We start from the raw sequence: 21,878 nt of genomic DNA on the forward strand, positions 1-21,878 counted from the left end.
ATTTCTTTGGGAGTATCAGGCACTTGTCACGAATATGGAAGATGCTGGAGATGAGATTTGGCGCTTTTATAACCATCGCGCCTGTATGGAAAATTACATCAAAGAATCTAAAACGGGCTTTGGATCCGATCAGGTTTCTGGGGATGCGTTTTATGCCAATGCTGCCGATTTATGGCTGAAAATGATGGCTTATAATGTCTATCTTTTATTTACGCAAGAAATTTGCCCGTCTGCTTATTCCAAGTTCACGATTTCCAGATTTCGAAGAGTATTTTTTGATATACCAGGTGTTCTAACGACGCATGCACGCCGATGGAAATTAAAATTAGCTAATACCTTTTCTCGTTTTTCTATTTGGATGAAAATGCTTCAAAAAGTACACCAGTTAGCATGATAATACCCAAGTTAAATATTGGAAGAAACGCCTCTTAAATGGGGAGGGGGAATTTGTGCGCTTTTTGAAGGGAATAAGTCTTATTGAATCAGAGTGTATTACCATTTATGAAATATAATGGAATGAAAGGAAAAATCAAGCTTGTGAATAAGTGCTGTTATCCACAAGCTCGAAATGCAGGATTAATGTTTTTTCCATTCATATATTTCTTCATTGCTTCAGCAGTATTTATCCGTGTTAATTCCACCTTCTTCTCTTTTAATAAATAACAGCTGATTCGCAGGCCGATTTGCTCCGACGCATTTTCACAAGTCCAGATGGTCAGCTTGTCCCCTTCTTTTATTTCGGATAGCTGTTTCAGCGCCCTTTGAAAAGCAACTTGCTCCATACCATAGTCATAGTCCGCTTTCTCTTGAAAAGAGGAAGCCTTCCAATTAAAATGCTCCTTGATACCCTCAGGCTGATGAATATGGTTGATCGGGCCCGTAGAAAAATCGATCGGGAACCCGATAATTTGATGGTTTTGCTCCCGAAAAGCATGTTTTAAACCACTATCTGCAGCAATTCCGAATATAAGATGAATCAATATAAGTGCCCTCCATTGCTATCATTTTATTATCTGTTTTGCTAAAATGATAACAGTTTTTCTTCATCATTTCTATTATAGATGAACTGCAGATTTATCTTTTACCTAAACCCCTCGCTTATTTCCCCAGACTAATGCATGTACCTGCGGAAGGACGCGAACACGGTTCAGCATACTTGACGCCACTACTTGGTCAATTAACCACTCATATTTATTCAATAAATGCTGCGATAAGTGCTGCGGCTCTATCTCCTCTAAATCATCATTCCCTACCTGTAGGAAAAAAGCAATCTTCGGATAACGCTGATGTACTTTTTCAGCATAGCGAAGGTCTTCTTGATCAAAAATCACTACCTTTAAGCTGGTATGTATGAATCGCTCATTGACTTCCAGTTGATGAATAATATCATCTAATTTCTCCCAGTCCGTTTTCATCTTAGAACTGGGCGGTTTAGGAGAAATAGTCAGATCATCGATTTTGACAAACCAATCCTGGTAACGGCTTCCCTGTGTTTCCAGGGCAACCTCCATATGATGTTCATGAAGCAAATCAATCAAATCATCCATAGCAGCTAACAAAGCCGGATTCCCGCCTGAAATCGTCACATGATCAAAGTAATTCCCGCCTATTTCTTGCAGCCGCTGCCAAATTTCCGCACTCGTCATCGGTACAATGTCTTCTTTAGCACTTCCATCCCATGTAAATGCGGAATCACACCAGGCGCACCGGTAATCACATCCAGCGGTTCGAACAAACATCGTCTTTCTTCCTACGACCATTCCTTCCCCTTGAATCGTAGGGCCAAATATCTCTAAGACTGGTATTTTACGCATGATCCATCCACTCCCGTCTTGCTTCTGCATAGCTTGTCGGTGTTTCAAATAAACGAACAAATTCTACCCGGCATTGGTTGGGAAGTTTTTGGATGGCTGCTTCCATTTGTTCAAACATCCAGACGACCATATTTTCCGCAGTAGTATTCATTTTCGGTAAGGTTTCATTTAAATAACGATGATCTAAAAATACTTCAATCTTATCTTTCCAAATTTCTTTGATATCACCAAAATCAATCACCATCCCTATCTCATCCACAAAACCGCTGATACCAAAGACGACTTGATATGTATGACCATGAAGATTTTTACACTTTCCTTCATAACAATGCAGATGATGGGCAGCATCGAATATAAATTCTTTACTTACCATCACCCGTTTCTGATGATAAGCCAGCTGTTCCCTTTGAATATCTTTATCCAGCTTTTGTAACTCTTCGACAATACGAAACCCGAACATCACACATTCCTCTCCTGTCTTTTTTCCAAGTATTGATCTAATCCCCGTTGGCGCAATTGACATGCCGGACATTCTCCACACCCTGCACCTCTCACCCCGTTATAACAGGTTAACGTTCGTTCTCTTACATAATCAAAGGCTCGCAGATCGTCCGCTAATTCCCACGTCTCTGCTTTGTCCAGCCACATTAACGGGGTATGAATGACAAAGTCTTCATCCATAGAGAGATTCAAGGTGACATTTAATGATTTGGTAAAGATATCACGGCAATCCGGATACCCGCTAAAATCGGTTTCACATACACCAGTAACGATATGCTTGGCATTAATTTGATTGGCTAGAATCGTTGCAAAAGAAAGAAACAGTAAATTCCTTCCCGGCACAAAGGTATTAGGAACCCCTCCATCTTCCGCGTTCTCGACTTCGATATCGTCTCTTGTTAACGCATTGGGAGCTAACTGATTCAGTAAAGACATGTCTAAAATATGATGTTTCAGCCCTTGATCTGCAGCGATTTCCTTTGCCACCTCAATCTCTAAACTATGGCGCTGACTGTAGTCAAAGGTAACTAACTCTACATGCTCGAACTTTTCCAATGCCCAAAATAAACAGGTGGTACTATCCTGACCGCCGCTAAAGACAACAACTGCTCGGTTATTATTTTTTTCCATAAAAAAATCCCCTTTCCAATTTGAAAAAGAGAATTCTATACACCCTAAAATATGAAAAAACCATACCTAAGGTTTAATCAGTATGGTTATCCTTAGTTTTTTATAGAGGGTGTACCTAGAACCTCTCCTACTTATAAAGTAGACTTTATTCATTTTTACTCAAGGAGCAGTATAACATATTTTTCATCCGTATGTTAATATTTTCTGTTTTTTGAATGGTTCTGCGTTGAAACGGTTGGGTTGCGATTCAAACTTTGTCTCTTATATGAATATAGGAAATGCTCCCTTATCAGCTGCAAGGAATGTTACTTTTTCCCCTCACATGGATAAGAGAGCATATCACATACTTCTTACTTTTTCTTGCGGATGCCCATCGGCTTATTTGCTCCCGCAGGCCAGTTTTCTTCAGCTAATTCTGGCAGTTGTTTCACCTTTATCTCAACAGATTCCGGAAATGGTGCCGGGCGTCCGGATGATTCATCCATCCCCATCACCATCTGTTCACTGGTTGCCACGGTGTCATCTTCTTTGTTTTTCATTTCAAACCAGAGATGCATACGCTTTGCGTCCCGATTCAGCACGGTAACATTCGTATACAACTCTTCGTTTTCATGTGCTTCTTTTAAATATTTAATATGGGCTTCTAGGGTGAAAATGGTATAAGCTTGTGCTTTTCTGCCATCTTCATCCAGACCAATGTCATCCATCAAAGCATCCAGGCTGTGACTGAAAATCAAAGCATAATACGCATCATTCAGATGACCATTATAATCTACCCATTCAGGCAACACACGCCCCTCCCATATCTGCTTACTTTCTGTCATATGAAAGCAACCTTTCTGCCGGCCAGAAACCTTCTTCCTCTAACAAAGCCATCAATTTAATTAAGAAACGGTCACGGCGATGTTCCAGATCTTCAATTGGGACGTCTCCGCTTTGTTCTGCAGTTCCTGAAATTACTTTTTCACTTAATTCGTCCGTCAACTCTGGAGCCACCAGACGTGTCCAAGGAAGTTTCAATGCAGGTCCGAATTGTTCCAGCATGTGTCTCATACCATCCTTGCCGCCAGCTAAATGAAGTGTCAAAAACGGCCCCATCAATGCCCAGCGAAGACCAGGTCCATAAACAATGGCTTTATCTACTTCTTCGGTAGTCGCTACACCATCGTTCACAATATGAAGCCCTTCACGCCAGATTGCTTCCATCAATCTGTCACCAATATGGCCGTCGATTTCACCTTTCATCACAAGCGGCTTCATATGCATGTCTTCATACATTTTTTCTGCTTTTTCCATATAACTTCTTTCAGTCTGCTTGCCACCTGCAATTTCCACAAGCGGGATTAAGTAAACTGGATTAAACGGATGTGCGACAACAACCCGTTCCGGATGATTCTCGCAATCCTCCTGCAGTACAGAAGGCATATAGCCGGAGGTACTGGATGCAATGATTGCAGTCGGTTTGGCAGCTGCATCTACTTGTGCCAGCACTTTTTTCTTCAATGCTTCTTGTTCCGGAACATTTTCCTGTACCAGATCAGCTTCTTTTACAGCTTCTTCTAGAGTTTCATAAAAAGTCAGGTTTTCCTTTGCTGCTTCATCGCTTATTCCATATTCTTCCAATGTCATCCAAATATCATCAATCATTTTTTCTGTTTTTTCTTTTGCACCAGGATCCGGATCAAACGCATGGACCTGATGACCACTTGCTAAAAAGCGCGCGATCCAGCCATTACCAATAACACCGGTTCCTAAAACAGCCATTGTTTTTTGTGCCATAATTCACCTCTTAAGACTTAAATGTTTTTAGATTTAATTGTTCTCTTGCTTCCGCTGCTGTCATTGGTTCCAGTTTCACACTATTTAGTATGTTAACAGCCTGATCTACTAACTGAGCATTCGTACCGAGTACGCCTTTTTCCAGATATAGATTATCTTCCAATCCGACACGGACATTCCCGCCAAGTAAAGCAGCCTGTGCAACAATCGGCAGCTGCATCCGGCCAATACCAAATGCGGACCAGTGGGACCCGTCGACAATTCGTCTTTTCATATATTCTATCGTTTCTGCATCTGCATCCGCTCCCCACGGAATACCAAGACAAAACTGATACATTGGCGATCCTTCCACTAATCCTTCCGAAATTAATTGATTCGCAAGACGGATATGTCCAGTATCAAATACTTCCATTTCCGGTTTTACGCCGCTTTCTTGAATCAGTTTAGCATGTTCACGCAGCCAGTCTTCCGGCCCTAAATAAACCTGATTGCCAAAATTCAAGCTGCCGCAATCCAGTGTAGTGAGTTCCGGAAGCAGTTTTCCGACCGGTTCATGCCGCTCTTTTGGTGTTTGAATATCTGTACCAGGGCCGCCCTGTGTCGGGTTTTCGAGATTGGGAACAAAGTCGCCGCCGCCACCGGCAGTAATATTGATAATGACATCCGTATCGGATTCACGGATTCGTTCTACCGTCTCTCTAAAAAGTTCCACATCGTGACTAAGTTTTCCCGTTTTCGGGTCACGGACGTGAATATGTGCAATGGCAGCACCTGCTTTTGCTGATTCAATAGCAGATTCCGCAATTTCTTTAGGTGTAATCGGGACATGTTTGCTTTTCTCCGTTGTATCGCCAGCACCTGTCAATGCCGCAGTAATAATACGTTTATTTTTCATCATGCATTTCCTCCTTCGTATTTGGGGTGACAATAGGAACATGTTTAAAAATCTCGCCGCTTTCGAAAAAGTCGACAAGACCATCAATCCATTGATAATAAGCTTGCCATTCATCTAATTCTTTTTGTAAACTTTCCAGCCGATTCTTTACTTCCTCTGGGGAATCTTCCGTTAAGAAAGTCTCTAAATGACGAATTTGCTCCCTTAAACGACGTTCTAAATTGGTATTACGCTTTACTACTTCTGACCAATTCCTTGTAAATAAGGATATAAACGTCTGCGCATAATCGCGTTCAACATTATAATGATCTTTGCGGCTGCCTTTCACATGTTCTTTCTCTGCTATATCAAGTGAAATCATTTCCCGCATGACCTGGCTCATCCTGGTTTTACTCATACCTGTTTCGCCGGCAAGTGCATCTAATGTCATCGCCTCCCGGTTCATATAAATAATACCCAGCAGACGTCCAATCGTTGACGACACACCAAAAGTCTCCATATTATCGGCGATTCGATCTGTAAGAAGATTCTCGCAAGCGCTGATTTCCTGAAGTAATTGATTGTTTGAATATGATTCCATTGTCAAGTCCCCTTTGTTACGGTATATGAGCTACTTTACCACGGATTAAATAAAAATCAAAAATTCATATTTGATAGAAATTCCAAGTAAATAAAAGCAATTCTAAGATAAACCCTTATATAAAGTTTGTAAAGTTTAAATTGCACAGATTTTACGTATAGAATCGATTTTTTCGGATTTTCGTTTTTATTGGATTATTGATTATACTTTATAAGTCTGATTTTAAGTTTTGACGGAATAAGTTATGGAGGTGCTTTAAATGCTAGAATTTAAAGAAGTCACAAAAAAATTCGATGGAAATGACACTCCCTCCGTTCATAACCTGAACCTGAACGTGGAACGGGGAGAATTTGTCGTTTTCATTGGACCAAGCGGATGTGGAAAAACCACAACCATGAAGATGATTAACCGTCTCATCGAACCTACAAGCGGAGAAATTTTGATAGATGGCACCAATATTTTAGAACAGGATGCCGTCCAGCTTCGGCGATCCATTGGTTATGTCATACAGCAAATTGGATTAATGCCGCATATGACAGTAGGAGAAAATATATCTCTGGTAGGTTCCCTATTGAAATGGAATAAAGAAAAACAACAGGAGCGGGCTAAAGAATTGATTTCCTTAGTCAATTTACCGGAAGATTATTTAGATCGTTATCCGCATGAGCTGAGTGGCGGTCAACAGCAGCGAATCGGAGTACTTAGAGCATTGGCAACGAATCCCCCATTAATTTTAATGGATGAACCTTTTGGAGCGCTGGACCCAATTACGCGCGACAGCTTACAAGAGGAATTCAAAAAGCTTCAAAAAGAAATGAATAAAACGATTGTATTTGTCACGCATGATATGGATGAGGCAATCAAGCTTGCTGATAAAATCGTTATCATGAATCAAGGCAAAATTGTCCAAGTTGGTACGCCAGATGATATTCTCCGCCATCCAGCAACAGAGTTTGTAGAAGACTTTATTGGCAAAGACCGGTTATTAGAAAGCCGCCCGGAAATAACTTTTGTCGAACAGATTATGTATCCGGACCCAATTACGATAGACGAGGAAAGCAGTTTAAGAGATGCTATCCAAAGAATGCATGCCAACCGTGTTGATTCGCTGCTGGTCGTTGATGAATCAGGCATTTTAAAAGGATATATCGATATTGAAATGGTTGATTCCAATTACAAAAAGAAAAATCATGTTTATGAAGTGATGGATACTGTAAAATATGCTGTTGATAAAAACAGCCTGCTCCAGGATACGATGCATCGTATGCTTCGGCGAGGCACCGCTTATGTACCTGTTATCACAGAAGAGCAGAGATTAGTAGGTATTGTCACCAGAGCTGCTCTGGCAGATATGGTTTATAACACCATCTGGGGTGATGAATCAAAAGAAGCCGGCATTATCGAATCCTAAGGAGGCAAAATAAAAATGCAAACAATGATGGATACACTCTCATCTTATGGATGGGATTTGTTAGAAAAAACAGGAGAGCATTTGTATATCTCTATTGCAGCTATCGTATTAGGTATACTAATTGCTGTCCCGTTAGGAATTTTACTGACCCGTATACCAAGCAAATCAGCGGATCGGTTTATATCATTCGTTGGCATATTGCAGACTATTCCGAGTCTGGCTATTCTGGCCTTTTTGATGCCTTTTCTTGGTGTAGGCACGGTACCAGCGATTGTTGCTTTGTTTATCTATTCCGTACTTCCCATCCTTCGAAATACGTATACGGGTGTCAAGGAAGTAAATGCAAGTTTAAAAGAAGCAGGTAAAGGGATGGGAATGAATAATATGGAGATTATCCGCAAAGTAGAGCTTCCGCTCGCTTTACCAGTTATTATGTCAGGTATCCGTTTTGCAACGGTTTACTTAATTGGCTGGGCAACACTTGCAGCATTTATCGGCGGCGGCGGTTTAGGCGACCTTATTTTTGATGGCCTGAATCTTTATCAACCGGAGCTGATTGTTCTTGGTACGGTTCCGGCAACTATTTTAGCGTTAATTGCCAGCGGATTATTATCACTCCTTGAAAAAGGACTAACATCTAAAGCCTTACGAAAAACGGCGTAAAGGAAGGATCATATATGAAGAAATTATTGATTATTCCCCTTCTTTCAGTCCTTCTTCTATCAGGTTGTTCATTACCAGGTCTCAGCGGGCCTTCAGAAAATACGATTCGGATTGCAACCTTGAACACGGTAGAATCTGAAATTTGGGGTAATACACTCGCTCAAATGATTGAGCATTATACAGATTTAGACACTGAATTGGTTACAAATTTAGGCTCTTCGATGGTTTTCCATCAGGCAATGATGCAAGATGAAGTGGATATTACAGCCACCAGATATACAGGAACGGATTTGGAAGGCGTCTTAAATTATGAAGGTATTACAGACCCTGACCAAGCAATGGAAATTGTAAAAAAAGAATTTGATGAAAAATTTGACCAGACCTGGAGCGATTCGTACGGATTTGAGAATAGTTATACTATTTCTGTGACACAAGAATTTGCAGAGGAAGAAGATATCACCCATGTTGATGATCTAAAACCATTTGCTGATCAGATGAATTTCGGAGTAGACAATGCTTGGGTCAACCGTTCTGGAGACGGTTACGAAGCTTTTACGGAGACACACTTTGCTTTTGGTAATGTCTATCCGATGGCAACCGGTCTCGTGTATCAAGCAGCTTCTTCAGGTAGTATGGATGCAGTGCTTGGTAATTCTTCAGACGGCAGAGTTGCTGCTTATGATTTAACAATACTGGAGGATGAATTTTTCCCTCCTTATGATGCTTCTCCTGTTGCGAGAAACGAAATTCTAAGAGAGCATCCGGAAATCGAAGAAATTATGCAAAAGCTAAGTGACACTGCAACAACAGAGGACATGCAGGAAATGAATTACAGAGGCGATGTAGAGTTAGTCAGTCCTTCGATCATTGCCCGCGATTTTCTTGAAGAAAATAACTATTTTGAAGACAAGGAGGTAACGGAATGAGCGCCTGGGAACAGTTTATAACCTATGTATCTCAAAATGGGTTTTACATTTGGACAGAATTTTACCGGCATTTTTTAATGGCAGCTTACGGTGTTCTATTCGCTTCCATTATTTCGATCCCAATCGGCATTCTGATTGCCAGATATGGCAAATTAAGCGGATTTGTAATGACATTGGGCAGTATTATTCAAACCATTCCCGTATTAGGATTTATGGCGATTACTATGGTGGTGATGGGACTTGGAACGACTACAGTTGTTGTAACGGTGTTTTTCTACTCTTTATTACCTATTATTCAAAATACGTACGTAGGAATAATTGGAGTTGATCGGACAATAAAAGAAGCTGCCTACGCTTCCGGAATGACACAGTTTCAGCTGCTATTAAAAGTAGAATTGCCGCTTGCTGTCAGTGTTATAATGGCAGGAATCCGCACAGCTCTGGTTGTCGGCATTGGCGTTGTAGCAATCGGAACCTTTGTTGGTGCTGGAGGACTTGGAGCTATTATCGTACGCGGTACAAACGCAACCGATGGAACAGCGATTATTTTAGCAGGTGCTGTTCCTACTGCATTAATGGCCATCGTAGCGGATTTAATTATGGGGAAAATTGAAAGAATGTTAAATCCGGTAAGTAATTAACTCAACTTACTCACTTAAAAAAGTAACTTCCACAGGAACAATGATTGATCGTTTCTTTCATATATCTGTTGACTAGGATAGAAAGTAAAGTGTAAGGCGACCGCTGCGGCGGAATGTTCTATACGGTTGAAATTAGTTGATGCCATTCCTATGATAGACTAAGAACACTACATCTTTAGGTTGGGTCTGCGATTATCAATACTGGTAAATAGCGATAAAACTAACTAGCGACGATTTTGAGGGGACGATTAAGCGCAGCAACGGTTTTAATAGACCGAGTAATCACAGGTCTCAATGTTGTCAGGTTAATATGACCACTACGGGAAAACACTCCGCTTTCCATGGGGACGGCTTCAGCTAACTTGAAAAGAAGACCGCTTTTCAAGTGGATCTTCAGCTCGCCCTGCGATGCACAAATGTTTTCGATGGGGCGAGTAAGCGCAGTCCTAGAGGAAAAACCATAGACTCCTATAGGAAAGCGGGGGGCTTGACCGGAGCGGAAGCTATATATGATAAATACATAAACCCCGACTCGTTCGAATGTAATCACGGACTAGTCGGGGTTTAAATACAAAATGTATATACAGCTCTTAACCGTTTCCTCTTTTCAAAAAAATCCTATAATGCTTCTAAATTCTTTTTTAATCATTGAATTAATCTGAAAAGTATTTATAATAAAATTAATATATATAATCATTGCAGCGGTATGTAACTGCAAAAGAAATTCCATTTAGGCAATTTGAAAGGAGAAAAATGATGAAACAAGTTATACAAGCATTAGATGCCATATTAGCAAGCGACCAAATCTCTACCAATGACACGGTAAAAGAACTACATAGCAGAGATGAAACCTATCATCAGACAAGCTTGCCGGATATCATTGTTTACCCGAAGTCAACAGAAGATGTCACCCATATTATGGAAGTAGCACAAAAGTTCCAAACCCCTGTAACGCCTTTTGGTGTCGGTACAAGTTTAGAAGGACATGTCATTCCTTATCAAAATGGAATTACCATTGATTTTTCATGGATGAATCAAATTCTGGAAATTAAAGAAGACGATTTGCTTGTCAAAGTCCAACCGGGAGTTACAAGAGAACAGCTGAATAAAGAATTAAAGAAATATGGCCTGTTTTTCACTGTAGATCCCGGGGCAAATGCCACACTTGGGGGCATGGCTTCAACGAATGCAAGCGGTACCACAACTGTCAAATATGGCGTGATGAGGGATCAGGTTCGTGATATGGAAGTCGTACTTGCAGATGGCAGCGTCATCCATACAGGCAGCCTGGCAGCAAAGTCTGCTTCCGGTTATCATTTAAACGGACTGTTTATCGGTTCGGAAGGAACACTTGGCTGCTTCACGGAACTGACACTTCAAGTGTATGGTATACCAGAACATATTGTAGCAGCCCGGGCCACTTTTCCAACTCTGACAAATGCCATTGAAGCGGTAACTTCTATTTTGCACGCAGGAATCCCCATTGCCAGAGTGGAATTCGTAGATGAAGCTTCAGTGGAACAAATTAATAAATTTAGTGAGACTGATTATCCGGCAATGCCGACTCTCTTCTTAGAATTTCACGGAAACGCGTCTGGTTTGCAAGAGGATGTCGCCTTTACCAAGGAAATTATGCAGGACCATGCTTGTGATACTTTCACCTCTGAAACAGACAATGCAGCACGCAACCATCTGTGGGACGCCCGACATAACTTAGCATATGCTTTTGTGCATGATTATACCGGGAAAAAGATGATGTTAACAGACGTGGCCGTTCCTATTTCCGAATTAGCAAATTCCGTTAACTATGCCGGAGAAGAATTAGAAAAATTAAATATTCCAGGCGGGATATTAGGTCATGTCGGTGATGGAAATTTCCATTCATTGATTATGATTGATATGGAGAATGAAGAAGAAGTTCAAAAAGCAAAACAGTTTAATGAAAATATAGTACATTATGCGTTAGAACGCGGTGGAACCTGTACAGGGGAACACGGTGTAGGTGTCGGAAAGAAACCTTATCAACGCCAGGAGCACGGTACTGCTCTCGATGTGATGATAAATATTAAAAAAGCGTTAGATCCGAATAATATCTTAAATCCGGATAAAATTATCGATAGTAATAATGGGAGCAAGCTATGAAAACACTGGAGAAGATAAGCGCACTAGCCGGTAAATATTTTGCAATTCTCGTCATTATAGCTGCGGTTATTTCGTTTATCTTCCCTTCCGCCTTCCTTGTTTTTGGAAGCTTTATTACACTTTTGCTCGGCGTGGTTATGTTTGGAATGGGGCTGACATTAAAACCTGTGGATTTTAAATTAGTAATAACCAGTCCATTACCCGTTATTATCGGAATAGCCGCACAATATTTAATCATGCCGCTCGTTGCTTTTGGCATTGCCTATTTACTGCGATTACCTGCAGAACTTGCGGCCGGTCTGGTTTTATTAGGTTCCGTTCCAGGCGGCACCGCATCGAATGTGATGGTGTATTTAGCAAGAGGTAACGTTGCACTTTCTGTTGCCATGACTGCTTTGTCAACGATGCTTGCGCCTGTTATGACACCGCTCTTGCTTTATTTATTTGCCGGTCAGTGGCTGCCGGTTAATCCAGTGGCTATGTTTCTATCCATTGTCCAGGTTATTATTATCCCGATTATTCTTGGATTCTTGGTTCAGCGCTTCTTCCCTGTTGCTGTTGAAAAAAGCATTGCCATTGTTCCATTAATATCTGTGACAGCTATTCTAATCATTGTAACAGCTGTGACAGCGGCAAATGCTCCTAATGTTGCTTCTGCCGGAGCGCTTGTCTTCGCTGCAGTATTCTTGCATAATAGTTTTGGCTTATTTTTGGGGTATATAACAGCACGGCTTCTCGGGCTGGATGAAAACGACCGGAGAGCTATTTCCATCGAAGTAGGCATGCAAAATTCTGGCCTTGGCGTTTCCCTGGCAACGACTCACTTCAGCCCGCTTGCAGCACTACCAAGTGTGTGGGGTGCCATCTGGCATAATATATCAGGCCCTATTATCGCAACAATTTGGGCAAATAAGTCTGCCGAAAAAGATAAAGATGACGTCAAATTTAAAAAAGTCACTTGATATCAAATATACGGCAAAAAATCCAAGCCTGAGCTTTAGCTTGGATTTTTTGCTGCACGGATTTATTCAAAAATTTATTCAAAAAGTCCGTCCTCATTCATCATCTTGATAAACTGATTTACGCCATGTAATTCCTCTGTTTTCACCAAAGGAATAGACAATTTATTAAAAAGCGGTTCTGCATGCATGGCAAAGAAATCATCAAACATATACACTGTTTTCGGTAACGTTTCTATTTTATCAAAAAGCTGGAATATTCTTTTTTGGATGCCTTCCGTATAGTAAACTGAATCTACTAAATCATATTGTAATACTGTTCCCGTATTCCGATCTATAAACACGAGGATATATGGAAGAAAAGGCCGAGATTGCGGTGTTCTCTGTACCGGTTCTCCCGCCTGGATAAATGCCAGTTCCAATTCCGCTCCATTGATTTTATCTATTTTATTTCCTTCCCGCTTCCATTCTATTTCTGACAACTCTAATTCTAATTTGGGAAATGTAATCGCTTGTGTAACCTGCTTATCTTTGGAGAGAATCGTTTGCTCCCCTTCTTTATTTAGAGCAAGTATTTCACCATCATCAAAGCTTGGCACCTCATTCGAAAGACTTTCCGTTTGGGACAGGAGCGTATCCAACTTAGACAACACTTCTGTGAAAATCAAGCATTCCTCTTGATTAAAGCTCCATGGAACCGTATCCGGAATCATGCTGACAAAAGATGGCCATTGAAGCCTCCCGCGATACTTTCTATCAAGACTTTTAATCAAATCATATTCATCCTCGTTTAATTCTTCTCTGTCATTAAAATTCACCGTCAGAGAATATTGATTAAAAAGAACTGCTAAATCATCTTCAAACGGATCTTCTTCCAGCAGATCCAGATAAGATAATAAACCTCTGTCTCCCAAGAAACCAGAAACGCCATAACTTTCCCCTGCATTTCCCATAATGGAACAGTACACATAATCATTTATTCTGTCCGACCAGATCGCAATAATTTGATCATCACGGATTTCAAGCCATGGTTTATCCGCTTTCACTCGATCGGCAGCATCAAATAATTGATTCCATTCTGTTTCATCCGGTTCTGTTTCTTCGTGGTCCTCCCCATCAAGAAGCCAATCTTCATAAAATACACTCAATTGATGATTAATAGATTCGATAAGTTCTTCATTGTCAGAAAACGAATACGCCTGCTCCACCGTCTGTTCCAGAGGGGCTTCCCCTTCTGCCGCTATACAAAAAGGCAGAGGTAAATCCATTGGCAGCTCTGCTTTATGTTCCAACGTAATGGTATGCTGCCAATCCATATTCAAATCATAAATATACGTCAACTGATCGCCAGACTTTTTTAAGTAATCCGATAAAACCGCTGTTTCTTCATTAACCGCCTTTGGCTGGTGCTTGAAATCTTCTTCTTGCGGAACAATCGTGGTACCATTCTGCGAAAAAAAGTGCAAGTGTGTGTCTGACCACGCAAATGCGACTTGCAGATACAAATGCAATTCTTCAAAAGTGCTTTGTTCCGACACAAGTAATGTCCGTTGTTTAGGGGATTCCACATCTTTAACATGAATATTTAATTGAAGAACCAAGAAAATACACCCTTCCTCTATTTCTGTTTTGTCTTTTACGTTATTTACTACATCTTTTGTATTTAACATAGACTTTCAGCGAGAAAAATGCAACTATTTCTATGCATGAATTCTTGGCTGCAAATGCTATATTCGTAAAAGGGAGTACCTCTCTAAAGCTAGTTTCTTTTATTATTTCGATGTCTGCTGAAAAAAGGAGCATTTTCATGTTCATTTTTTATTGCCTATTATTTATGCTCACTCAGCCACTCTGTCAGTTCTTCCAAATCATCATCCTCCATATCTGAAAAAGCTGGCATTCCCCCATCTGTTCCATTCGCAACGATATCAGCAATTTCATCCTGGGAATAGGCACTGCCGACTTCGGTTAAGTCCGGACCGGCTTCTCCTGATAAGTCTTGACCATGGCAGCCGGCACAATTAGTTTGAAACACTTCTTCCCCGGCTTCAGCACTGACAGATTCTCCATCTTCTTCTTCTTCTCCAGAGGACGCTGTTTCTTCCCCATTTTCTGTATTGTCCGCTCCTTCATCACTGCTGTCATCTCCGCCGCAAGCTGCTAATACCAATGCTAAAATAGTCGCTAAAAGCATAAGATAAAACTTTTTCATTTCTAATCTCCTTCCTTGCAGTTGTTTTTTTATGATATTCGCAATGCGCGATCCGACCCTCTTTTCTTATGAAATCTATACAAATGTGTATGCCAATTGGTTCAAAAGAATGATAAAAGCCATTTGGTACAACATCTATATGTTAGTAGGTTGATATTATAATATTCCTCGATTCCCGCAAAAAGAATATGTCCTAGCAGGTTTATGGGCTCCATTCATTTACGCCGGTGTTTGCAAAGAGGAAGAGAGGAATGGTGAAAAGTAAATACTTGTATGGTATTTAGAATTCACAGCTCATGTATTATAATTGAGGAGAAATCATTTGATTATATTGATTGAAGAAGGACGAACCAAAAATGGTATTATAGAAGTTCAGGAATGCAGCCATTATCTTTTGCTATATACTGAAGGAGATGGCTTTTTTGTTAAAGTAAAGTCACATGAAACTTTATCGAGAAGATACTGCTTTTAAATGCTGAACATCAATGCAAATGAGAAATGGCGTACAGGAGGAAACGGATATGCGAAGTATTCAAAGTTGGCTTGCAGAGCGTTTACTCACAAAGCTGAGTAATAAAGCTAACTTTACCAAACCCAAATTATACGAAAAATTTTTAAAAGAAAAGCAAATGGAGAATGAAAAGCCATATGTCCTGCCTAAGTATATTCAGGCTAAGTATAACATTAAAAAACAGACGTTTGATGGAATGGAATATTATATATTTCACCAGAAGAAAAAGACTCCAGAAAAAGTAATCCTCTATCTGCATGGTGGAGGCTACATAAAACAGCCGTCGATATACCATTGGAATTTTATTGGGAAGTTAGCAAAAGATACCAATACTAAAATCTACGTTCCTATCTATCCAAAAGCACCTAATCATCAATATAAAGAGTCATTTGATAAAGTGCTTCCCATATATGAATGGATTTTAGAAACATCAGAGAAAGAAAATGTAATTTTAATGGGCGACTCTGCTGGAGGGGGATTTGCATTAGCTTTAGCACAATTGCTCCTGGAAAAAGAGCTTCCACAACCTCGGCATATCATATTGCTTTCGCCTTGGCTTGATATTACGATGCAAAATCCAGAAGCTCATGCATTCGAACGTAAAGATCCGATGCTGGGAATTTATGGTTTGATTCAAATGGGGAGAGCATATGCAGGGGACACAGATCCGAATCACTATTTACTCAGTCCGATCAACGGCGAAATAAACGGGCTCGGAGAAATCACTTTATTTGTAGGGACGCATGAAGTGCTGTTACCAGATGCCAGAGAGTTCAGGAATAGACTTACCCTACAAGGAATACAACTAAATTACTTTGAATATCCGAAAATGAATCATATCTTTGTGCTTTATCCTATTCCAGAAGCGAAAAAAGCGATGAAAGAAATAACAGATATTATAAATAATAGCTGACCATTTCAACTTATTAGAAGTGCAGGGTTTTCGTTCAGAAGGTTTATCATTTCCTGTACAAAAACCGATAGTTTCTAATTTTTCAGCTGCCATAATGACTACCTCACCCCACCACTTACTCATGTTCTCTTCTACTTGGTCATGAGTAAGACACTTTTTCTTCATTAAAATGTTTATCCTAATCTATATCTTAGATTAAATATACTCTCCCTGCATTTACCCATTCTAAATACCTGTTTCATCATAGCCAATTTTTATTTTCTTTCATCTAACCCTTCCATAAATAAATCAATAACTTCTTTTGTTTCTTCCCACTCCCTGGCCGCTTCTCTTAAATAAGCTTTTCCTAACATGGTAATTCTGTAATATTTCCTTCTCCCGCCTCGAGAAACTTTACCATAGTAGGATTCAATTAATGCTTTCTTCTCCAGACGTTGGAAGATGGCATATAATGTCGCCTCTTTAATTTGAAAGCGGTTTTCTGTTCTTAAACTAATTTGTTTTGAGATTTCATAACCATACTGATCATTTTCATAAATCAGTCGTAAAACCATCGATTCTAGATGACCGCGTATAATATCGCTTCTAATCATAATACCCCTCCCTTATCGCACAATTATATCTGATAGAGTAATATTATCAATTATTACTCTATGTGTCAAAGTAATAAGATGAACAAGAGTTATTATTTATAGTAGATATAAAGTTTATTATGTCAAACTTAATCTTATTATTATGAGTTATTTAATTTGAAATTTCATTTTATTGTTAGTTCAAAAGAGTAATTATATGTATAACTATACTTTCTGTTAAAGTAATCTAGAACAGAAATCATGTTTTAAGTGTCTAATGAGGTTTTATAAATGGCAAAGAATAGATTATGTGATATGAAAGACGCCATAATCGAGCAGAGAGAAAAGTTAATTAACTTTTCTCTCTGCTCGATACATTATTGTTTTTTGTTTTAATATAGAAGCAGTGCTCTATACTCCGCTGCTTCAATCTAAACTATGGCCTATAAAGCTTCTACCGGAAGTTTCATTATATTCCAAGAAGCAATGCCGCCAAGCAGCTCTTTCACATCATATCCTTCTTTTAATAACAGCAGGCTTGCTTTTTTGCCCATGTTGCACCATGTATCCCAGCAATAGACAACAATCATCTTATCCTTGGGCAGCTCCTGCACTCTTTCCCCTAATTCGTTTAAGGGAATTTCAATTGCTCCTTGAATTTTCTCTTTTTTCAAATGCGGCGGGGCATTTCTAACATCCACTAAGATGCATGCACCTTCATGTTCTTTTGTATAATTCAAATAATCCATTGGGCTATATGTTAACTCTAAATGATTCTCTAAATACGCTATTTTATTCATTCTCTGGTATCTCCTTTTGTAAATAATCATATATCTCTCTGATTGCTTTCTTTTGATGCGCCGTCATCTGATGGACTACTTCTTTTTCACAACTTTCAAGCGCTTCCCATTTTTCCTCTAAAATCGCACGCCCTTTCTCTGTGATCCGAATAAGGTTTGCCCTTCTGTCAGCTGGATTACTAACCCGTTTCAGCAAGTTTTTCGATTCCAGACTATCAATTAATTGCACCATTGTTGTCCGGTCGATTTGTAATTCAAATCCAATACCTTTTTGCGTTAAGTTCTCATTATTATAAATAGCAGACAGAATCCCGTAATCTCTTGATGAAATCTCATAGTGTGTCAATTCTTTTGTAAAACTTTCAGCCATATCTTGAGCGATTTTACTTATCAGATATCCCCACGATTGATTCACTTCGTATATAATAATCACCTCCGCATATAATCAGTTTTACTGACTATATTTTATACTGAACATTTTTAGATGTCAAGGGCTGGCAGTTAAAAAGCACCAAGACTTCTTTTTATCACGTCTTCTAAAGCTCTTCCTATGAAAATCTTCCTACACTTTCTTTTTTAACTGTGTTATCACCGCAAAAAACAGCATATATACCAACACTATCACAGCAATTGCTACATAGCTTGATTGTAATCCGAAAATATCGGCGAATGTACCGCTGCTTATCGGTCCAACCATCATTCCTATAGAATAAGCGGTATTATAAATAGCAAAGGTAACCCCATATGCTTGTGTTTGATTTTTCTGTGCAATATCAGCAAGTTCAGGAAGCGTCGGTGCAAGCACTGTTCCCATACTGATGCCAACCAAAGCTAGGGCCGCAACTTGCAGCCATATCGTTGTCGGCATAACAACAAGTACCAGTGAAACAGCAGTGATTGCTAAACCAATTGTAATGGTTTTAGGATGGCCAAGCTTTGTTGAAACACTTCCGACAATCGGCGCTGCAAACGCATAAGCAAGTGAAGGAACTCCAAATAATAAGCCGATAACTCCTGGAGATGCATCGAATACATGTTGCAGATGCATTGGAAATGTCGGTTCCAGCACACTTGGAATAGCCGCTCCGATAACCACTGCTCCAACAATCAAAAGCAAGGTACGGTTTTTCAATAAAATCCAAGCTCCTGAAGTGTCTTCTCCCTTTCGATGAGGTTCTTCCTTCAATAAAAATATACGCAGCAAACCATCGATAAGGGCAAGCCCGGCAGCTACAAAGAATGGAAGCATATAACCGCCCAACTGATAGAGCCAGCCGCCAAATGTCGGACCTAGCAAGATCCCCATTGCTTGCCCTGACAGCGCAATCCCCATCACTTTTCCCCGTTCTTTGGATGGGTAGAAATCAGCGAGAAGCGCAAGCCCGGCTGTCCACGTGGCTGCTGCTGCAATTCCTTGTAAAATACGGCAAATCAGCAAAAGCCAAAACGTATTCGCAAATGCAAATAGGAGGGTTGCAATCGTAAGCCCTAAAATCCCCCAAAGCATCGGACCACGCCGTCCGACTTTATCAGAGATTACTCCAAAAACAGGAGTCGCGATTAATAGAGCCGCTGCATAGCTGCCGAATAAAATGCCGATTGCAGTTTGAGAGATACCTAAGGATTCCGCATAGTCAGGCAAAATAGGAACAATCATTCCATATAGCAGCATATCAGTGAAGATAGCTAACGTTACAACAAACAAGGCGCTCTTTTGAGCTTTTTTTACATTTTGTTCCTGATTCATTTTTTCCCTTCTTTCCCTTTATTCTGTGTTGTATAAAACAACTTCTCCTCTTTTTAAATGATCCATTGTCTCCTTTCTTCTGTTACTCCTGAAGAGGAGAAGGAGTGATTGATTTTTCCGCCTCGTTTACGCTCCGCCTCCACCAATAACCGCAGCAATTCACAACTTCACTGATGCTAGTGCCGTTATTTATCTTGCATCAAACACACCTTATATTTATTTAATTTTGATTACTCAACATTGACTATAAGTGTATTTTTTTCTCCCTCCGATACAGAGAGGGAGATTATTAATTATTATTTTCTAAATATGCTAATGCCTTTTCGACGAAATCCTGTTGAAGTCTGATCGTAGCAAACATATTATCAAAAACCAGCTGTACCATGGGCGGAATGTTGCCTTCCAGGGCTGCATTCTTTTCCTGCCATCCTGTTTCGACACTTTGATATTCATTTTCCAAAGCTACCCGCTGTTGTTCCAAAGCTTGGCGCGCTTCTTCAACTGGAAGTTTTTCAAAAAAAGAGATGCCTGCATATAAAGAAGAAGGGTATTGAACGGATGAAGCAGTTAAAGCTTCGCGAATCAATTCTTTCAGATGTTCTTTTCCTTCTTCGGTAATTCGATAGGTAAACTTTTGCCGGTGACCGGTTTGTTCCACCTTGTCAATGGTAATATAGCCATCCTTCTCTAATTTTTTAAGCGCATGATAAATGGAACCAATTAAAACGCCGCCCCATCTTTCCGCATCTGTCATCCGCAACGCCTGCTGAATATCATAGCCGGACATCGGTTTTGCATCTAACATACAAAGTACAAGCAGTCGGGTCATCATCGTCACATCCTTTACTTAACGTTGAGTATTATATGATGAATATATGAAAGTGTCAAATATATACGATTTTTCTCTTCCCTGCTTCCTGTTTGCCTATTTCAAAATGAAAAATATGCATCAATATCATTGATACTTCAATACATTATGTTCAACAGCTATTTTCAAAAAATAAAAGAACCTATATCTGCTAAAGGAAACTCATTAACAGGTATAGGTTCTTTTTCATATTTATTCATTTTCAAGCGATTTCTGAAGCTTCCTTACTTCTTCAATCCCCAGACCAGTTAATTCAGCTATTTCCTCCTCTGAATAGTTCCGGTCTAGAAGGTTTTTAACAAATTTCCGTTCCGTGTCTTCCTTGCCTTTCTTGATTGCTTTCTCCTCGATTTCTCTATACACTTTTCCAAACGTCGGGGTGTCTCTTAACTTTTCCAAACCCATGATTTTTTCCTCCTCTTTTTTGTTTTGTGCAATGGGTAACGTTTCATACAGTTGTTCCTGTAAGTCTGAGGGAATCAGCATCATATAATCAATGAAATACACTAATGCGGCGAGATAATTGGTGCGGTGCGAATATTTTTCAAATGCTAGGCGGATAAGCTGCTGTTTCAATCGGTACCTTTTTTTATTATCCTTGTCGGTTTTATCAGGGTTTTCACTAATATGCATACCGGAAAGCACCGCTAAAGCAAATGGATTATCCGATTTTTTCAATTCTTCTTTATCTTTTCCATAAAATCGATAAGTGTTATAAGCATAGGTTAATTCGGTGCCGTAAAAAGAGTAGCCGAATGTGTCTTCATGCTCTTTCTGACTGGCATCTGTCAACAAAGCGATGGAGTAGATCGAATGGCTGGTTCTGTCGTAAATCCGGTAAAAATATTTAAACATGCGTTCTGCAAATTCTTTTTTACCGACCGCCTGCACTTCGATGTGGATGAAGACGTATTTCTCTTCTCCATTCTTTAGATGTACTTTGACGATTTTATCTGAATACTTGGTTCCTTTTTTGGTTTTCATCAAAAATTGAAAAAGCTCCAGATTTTCGAAATGCACTCCTCGTTCAAAATCAATTTCCGGATACAAGTCCGGTGCAAAAAAGGCCACGAATTCTTGAAACAACTCTTCAATCAAATTCTTCCAAAGTCCATCATAATCAGGTTGGTTTACGCGATAACTATTTTTATTTTCTTTGACTGTGTTTAGCATTAGTTTACCACATCTCCAAGTAATTATAAATTTGTTTTCATCATAGCGGTTTTGTATGTAGAAGGCAAAACGGGAAAACAGAGTTTCTCCTGCAAAAAATGCCTGCGAAAAGAAGATTTGTATACGGTGTTTTTCTTTTTT

Annotated in this window: 24 protein-coding genes and 1 riboswitch; of the genes, 8 read left to right on the forward strand and 16 right to left on the reverse strand. The window is 39.8% G+C overall.

What is annotated here, in order from left to right; translation table 11 throughout:
- Positions 1-394: transposase (locus tag ACFQ19_RS08830; RefSeq protein ID WP_379591714.1), on the forward strand; the 394-nt coding region annotated here is incomplete at its 5' end.
- Between the two features lie 157 nt (positions 395-551).
- On the opposite strand, the gene ACFQ19_RS08835 is transcribed toward ACFQ19_RS08830, so the two are convergent.
- The 8 genes from ACFQ19_RS08835 to ACFQ19_RS08870 form a co-directional block, all read right to left on the reverse strand.
- Positions 552-980, reverse strand: a complete 429-nt coding sequence (locus tag ACFQ19_RS08835; protein WP_379591715.1) for a DUF1835 domain-containing protein — start codon at positions 978-980, stop codon at positions 552-554.
- A gap of 105 nt (positions 981-1,085) precedes the next feature.
- Positions 1,086-1,814, reverse strand: a complete 729-nt coding sequence (queE, locus tag ACFQ19_RS08840) for a 7-carboxy-7-deazaguanine synthase QueE (RefSeq protein ID WP_379591716.1) — start codon at positions 1,812-1,814, stop codon at positions 1,086-1,088.
- Entirely contained in the window at positions 1,807-2,274 is a 468-nt protein-coding gene (queD, locus tag ACFQ19_RS08845; RefSeq protein WP_379591840.1) for a 6-carboxytetrahydropterin synthase QueD, read from the reverse strand. The genes queE and queD overlap by 8 nt, the downstream gene beginning before the upstream one ends.
- A complete protein-coding gene (queC, locus tag ACFQ19_RS08850) occupies positions 2,274-2,945 on the reverse strand; it encodes a 7-cyano-7-deazaguanine synthase QueC (protein ID WP_379591717.1) in 672 nt (223 codons plus the stop codon). Before queC ends, queD begins: the two co-directional genes overlap by 1 nt.
- An 86-nt stretch (positions 2,946-3,031) precedes the next feature.
- Positions 3,032-3,076, reverse strand: a riboswitch (PreQ1 riboswitch).
- 219 nt (positions 3,077-3,295) lie between these two features.
- Positions 3,296-3,736, reverse strand: coding sequence for a thioesterase family protein (locus ACFQ19_RS08855; RefSeq protein WP_379591841.1), 441 nt, complete (start codon positions 3,734-3,736; stop codon positions 3,296-3,298).
- Between the two features lie 19 nt (positions 3,737-3,755).
- Complete coding sequence (locus ACFQ19_RS08860; protein ID WP_379591718.1) at positions 3,756-4,724, reverse strand: 3-hydroxyacyl-CoA dehydrogenase NAD-binding domain-containing protein; 969 nt, start codon at positions 4,722-4,724, stop codon at positions 3,756-3,758.
- Positions 4,725-4,734: 10 nt separating this feature from the next.
- Positions 4,735-5,619 (reverse strand): BKACE family enzyme, encoded by an 885-nt coding sequence (locus tag ACFQ19_RS08865; protein ID WP_379591842.1) that lies wholly within the window; start codon positions 5,617-5,619, stop codon positions 4,735-4,737.
- Positions 5,609-6,199: a GbsR/MarR family transcriptional regulator gene (locus ACFQ19_RS08870; RefSeq protein ID WP_379591719.1), complete on the reverse strand. Its 591-nt coding sequence runs from the start codon at positions 6,197-6,199 to the stop codon at positions 5,609-5,611. Before ACFQ19_RS08870 ends, ACFQ19_RS08865 begins: the two co-directional genes overlap by 11 nt.
- Before the next feature lie 259 nt (positions 6,200-6,458).
- Between ACFQ19_RS08870 and ACFQ19_RS08875 the strand changes: the two genes are divergently transcribed.
- The 6 genes from ACFQ19_RS08875 (at position 6,459) to ACFQ19_RS08900 (ending at position 12,944) form a co-directional block, all read left to right on the forward strand.
- Entirely contained in the window at positions 6,459-7,610 is a 1,152-nt protein-coding gene (locus ACFQ19_RS08875) for a betaine/proline/choline family ABC transporter ATP-binding protein (protein WP_379591720.1), read from the forward strand.
- Between the two features lie 15 nt (positions 7,611-7,625).
- Positions 7,626-8,273 carry an ABC transporter permease gene (locus ACFQ19_RS08880; protein ID WP_379591721.1) on the forward strand — a complete coding sequence of 216 codons (648 nt, stop codon included), beginning with the start codon at positions 7,626-7,628 and terminating at the stop codon, positions 8,271-8,273.
- 14 nt (positions 8,274-8,287) lie between these two features.
- Positions 8,288-9,199: an osmoprotectant ABC transporter substrate-binding protein gene (locus ACFQ19_RS08885; protein ID WP_379591722.1), complete on the forward strand. Its 912-nt coding sequence runs from the start codon at positions 8,288-8,290 to the stop codon at positions 9,197-9,199.
- Positions 9,196-9,840 (forward strand): ABC transporter permease, encoded by a 645-nt coding sequence (locus ACFQ19_RS08890; protein WP_379591723.1) that lies wholly within the window; start codon positions 9,196-9,198, stop codon positions 9,838-9,840. Before ACFQ19_RS08885 ends, ACFQ19_RS08890 begins: the two co-directional genes overlap by 4 nt.
- A 753-nt stretch (positions 9,841-10,593) precedes the next feature.
- The gene (locus ACFQ19_RS08895; protein ID WP_379591724.1) at positions 10,594-11,982 is read left to right on the forward strand and encodes an FAD-binding oxidoreductase; all 1,389 of its coding nucleotides are present in this window, start codon (positions 10,594-10,596) and stop codon (positions 11,980-11,982) included.
- Positions 11,979-12,944, forward strand: coding sequence for a bile acid:sodium symporter family protein (locus ACFQ19_RS08900; RefSeq protein ID WP_379591725.1), 966 nt, complete (start codon positions 11,979-11,981; stop codon positions 12,942-12,944). The genes ACFQ19_RS08895 and ACFQ19_RS08900 overlap by 4 nt, the downstream gene beginning before the upstream one ends.
- A 74-nt stretch (positions 12,945-13,018) precedes the next feature.
- Here ACFQ19_RS08900 and ACFQ19_RS08905 read toward each other — a convergent pair whose 3' ends face one another.
- Both ACFQ19_RS08905 and ACFQ19_RS08910 read right to left on the reverse strand, forming a co-directional pair.
- On the reverse strand, positions 13,019-14,611 hold the full coding sequence (locus ACFQ19_RS08905) for a plasmid pRiA4b ORF-3 family protein (protein ID WP_379591726.1): 1,593 nt from the start codon (positions 14,609-14,611) through the stop codon (positions 13,019-13,021).
- Between the two features lie 158 nt (positions 14,612-14,769).
- The gene (locus tag ACFQ19_RS08910; protein WP_379591727.1) at positions 14,770-15,153 is read right to left on the reverse strand and encodes a c-type cytochrome; all 384 of its coding nucleotides are present in this window, start codon (positions 15,151-15,153) and stop codon (positions 14,770-14,772) included.
- Between the two features lie 521 nt (positions 15,154-15,674).
- Here ACFQ19_RS08910 and ACFQ19_RS08915 point away from each other — a divergent pair.
- Complete coding sequence (locus ACFQ19_RS08915) at positions 15,675-16,577, forward strand: alpha/beta hydrolase fold domain-containing protein (RefSeq protein ID WP_379591728.1); 903 nt, start codon at positions 15,675-15,677, stop codon at positions 16,575-16,577.
- A 254-nt stretch (positions 16,578-16,831) separates the two neighbouring features.
- Here the strand turns inward: ACFQ19_RS08915 and ACFQ19_RS08920 are convergent, their stop codons facing one another.
- The 6 genes from ACFQ19_RS08920 to ACFQ19_RS08945 form a co-directional block, all read right to left on the reverse strand.
- Positions 16,832-17,170 carry a PadR family transcriptional regulator gene (locus ACFQ19_RS08920; RefSeq protein ID WP_379591729.1) on the reverse strand — a complete coding sequence of 113 codons (339 nt, stop codon included), beginning with the start codon at positions 17,168-17,170 and terminating at the stop codon, positions 16,832-16,834.
- A 422-nt stretch (positions 17,171-17,592) separates the two neighbouring features.
- Complete coding sequence (locus ACFQ19_RS08925; RefSeq protein ID WP_379591730.1) at positions 17,593-17,949, reverse strand: rhodanese-like domain-containing protein; 357 nt, start codon at positions 17,947-17,949, stop codon at positions 17,593-17,595.
- On the reverse strand, positions 17,942-18,364 hold the full coding sequence (locus ACFQ19_RS08930) for a MarR family winged helix-turn-helix transcriptional regulator (RefSeq protein ID WP_379591731.1): 423 nt from the start codon (positions 18,362-18,364) through the stop codon (positions 17,942-17,944). Before ACFQ19_RS08930 ends, ACFQ19_RS08925 begins: the two co-directional genes overlap by 8 nt.
- A 147-nt stretch (positions 18,365-18,511) precedes the next feature.
- Entirely contained in the window at positions 18,512-19,696 is a 1,185-nt protein-coding gene (locus tag ACFQ19_RS08935; protein ID WP_379591732.1) for an MFS transporter, read from the reverse strand.
- A 289-nt stretch (positions 19,697-19,985) separates the two neighbouring features.
- A complete protein-coding gene (locus tag ACFQ19_RS08940; protein WP_379591733.1) occupies positions 19,986-20,525 on the reverse strand; it encodes a PadR family transcriptional regulator in 540 nt (179 codons plus the stop codon).
- A 231-nt stretch (positions 20,526-20,756) separates the two neighbouring features.
- Positions 20,757-21,737, reverse strand: coding sequence for an Rpn family recombination-promoting nuclease/putative transposase (locus tag ACFQ19_RS08945; protein ID WP_379591734.1), 981 nt, complete (start codon positions 21,735-21,737; stop codon positions 20,757-20,759).
- Between the last annotated feature and the right edge of the window lie 141 nt (positions 21,738-21,878).

The sequence above is a fragment of the Oceanobacillus locisalsi genome (assembly GCF_042675985.1).
Classification (GTDB): domain Bacteria; phylum Bacillota; class Bacilli; order Bacillales; family Amphibacillaceae; genus Oceanobacillus; species Oceanobacillus locisalsi.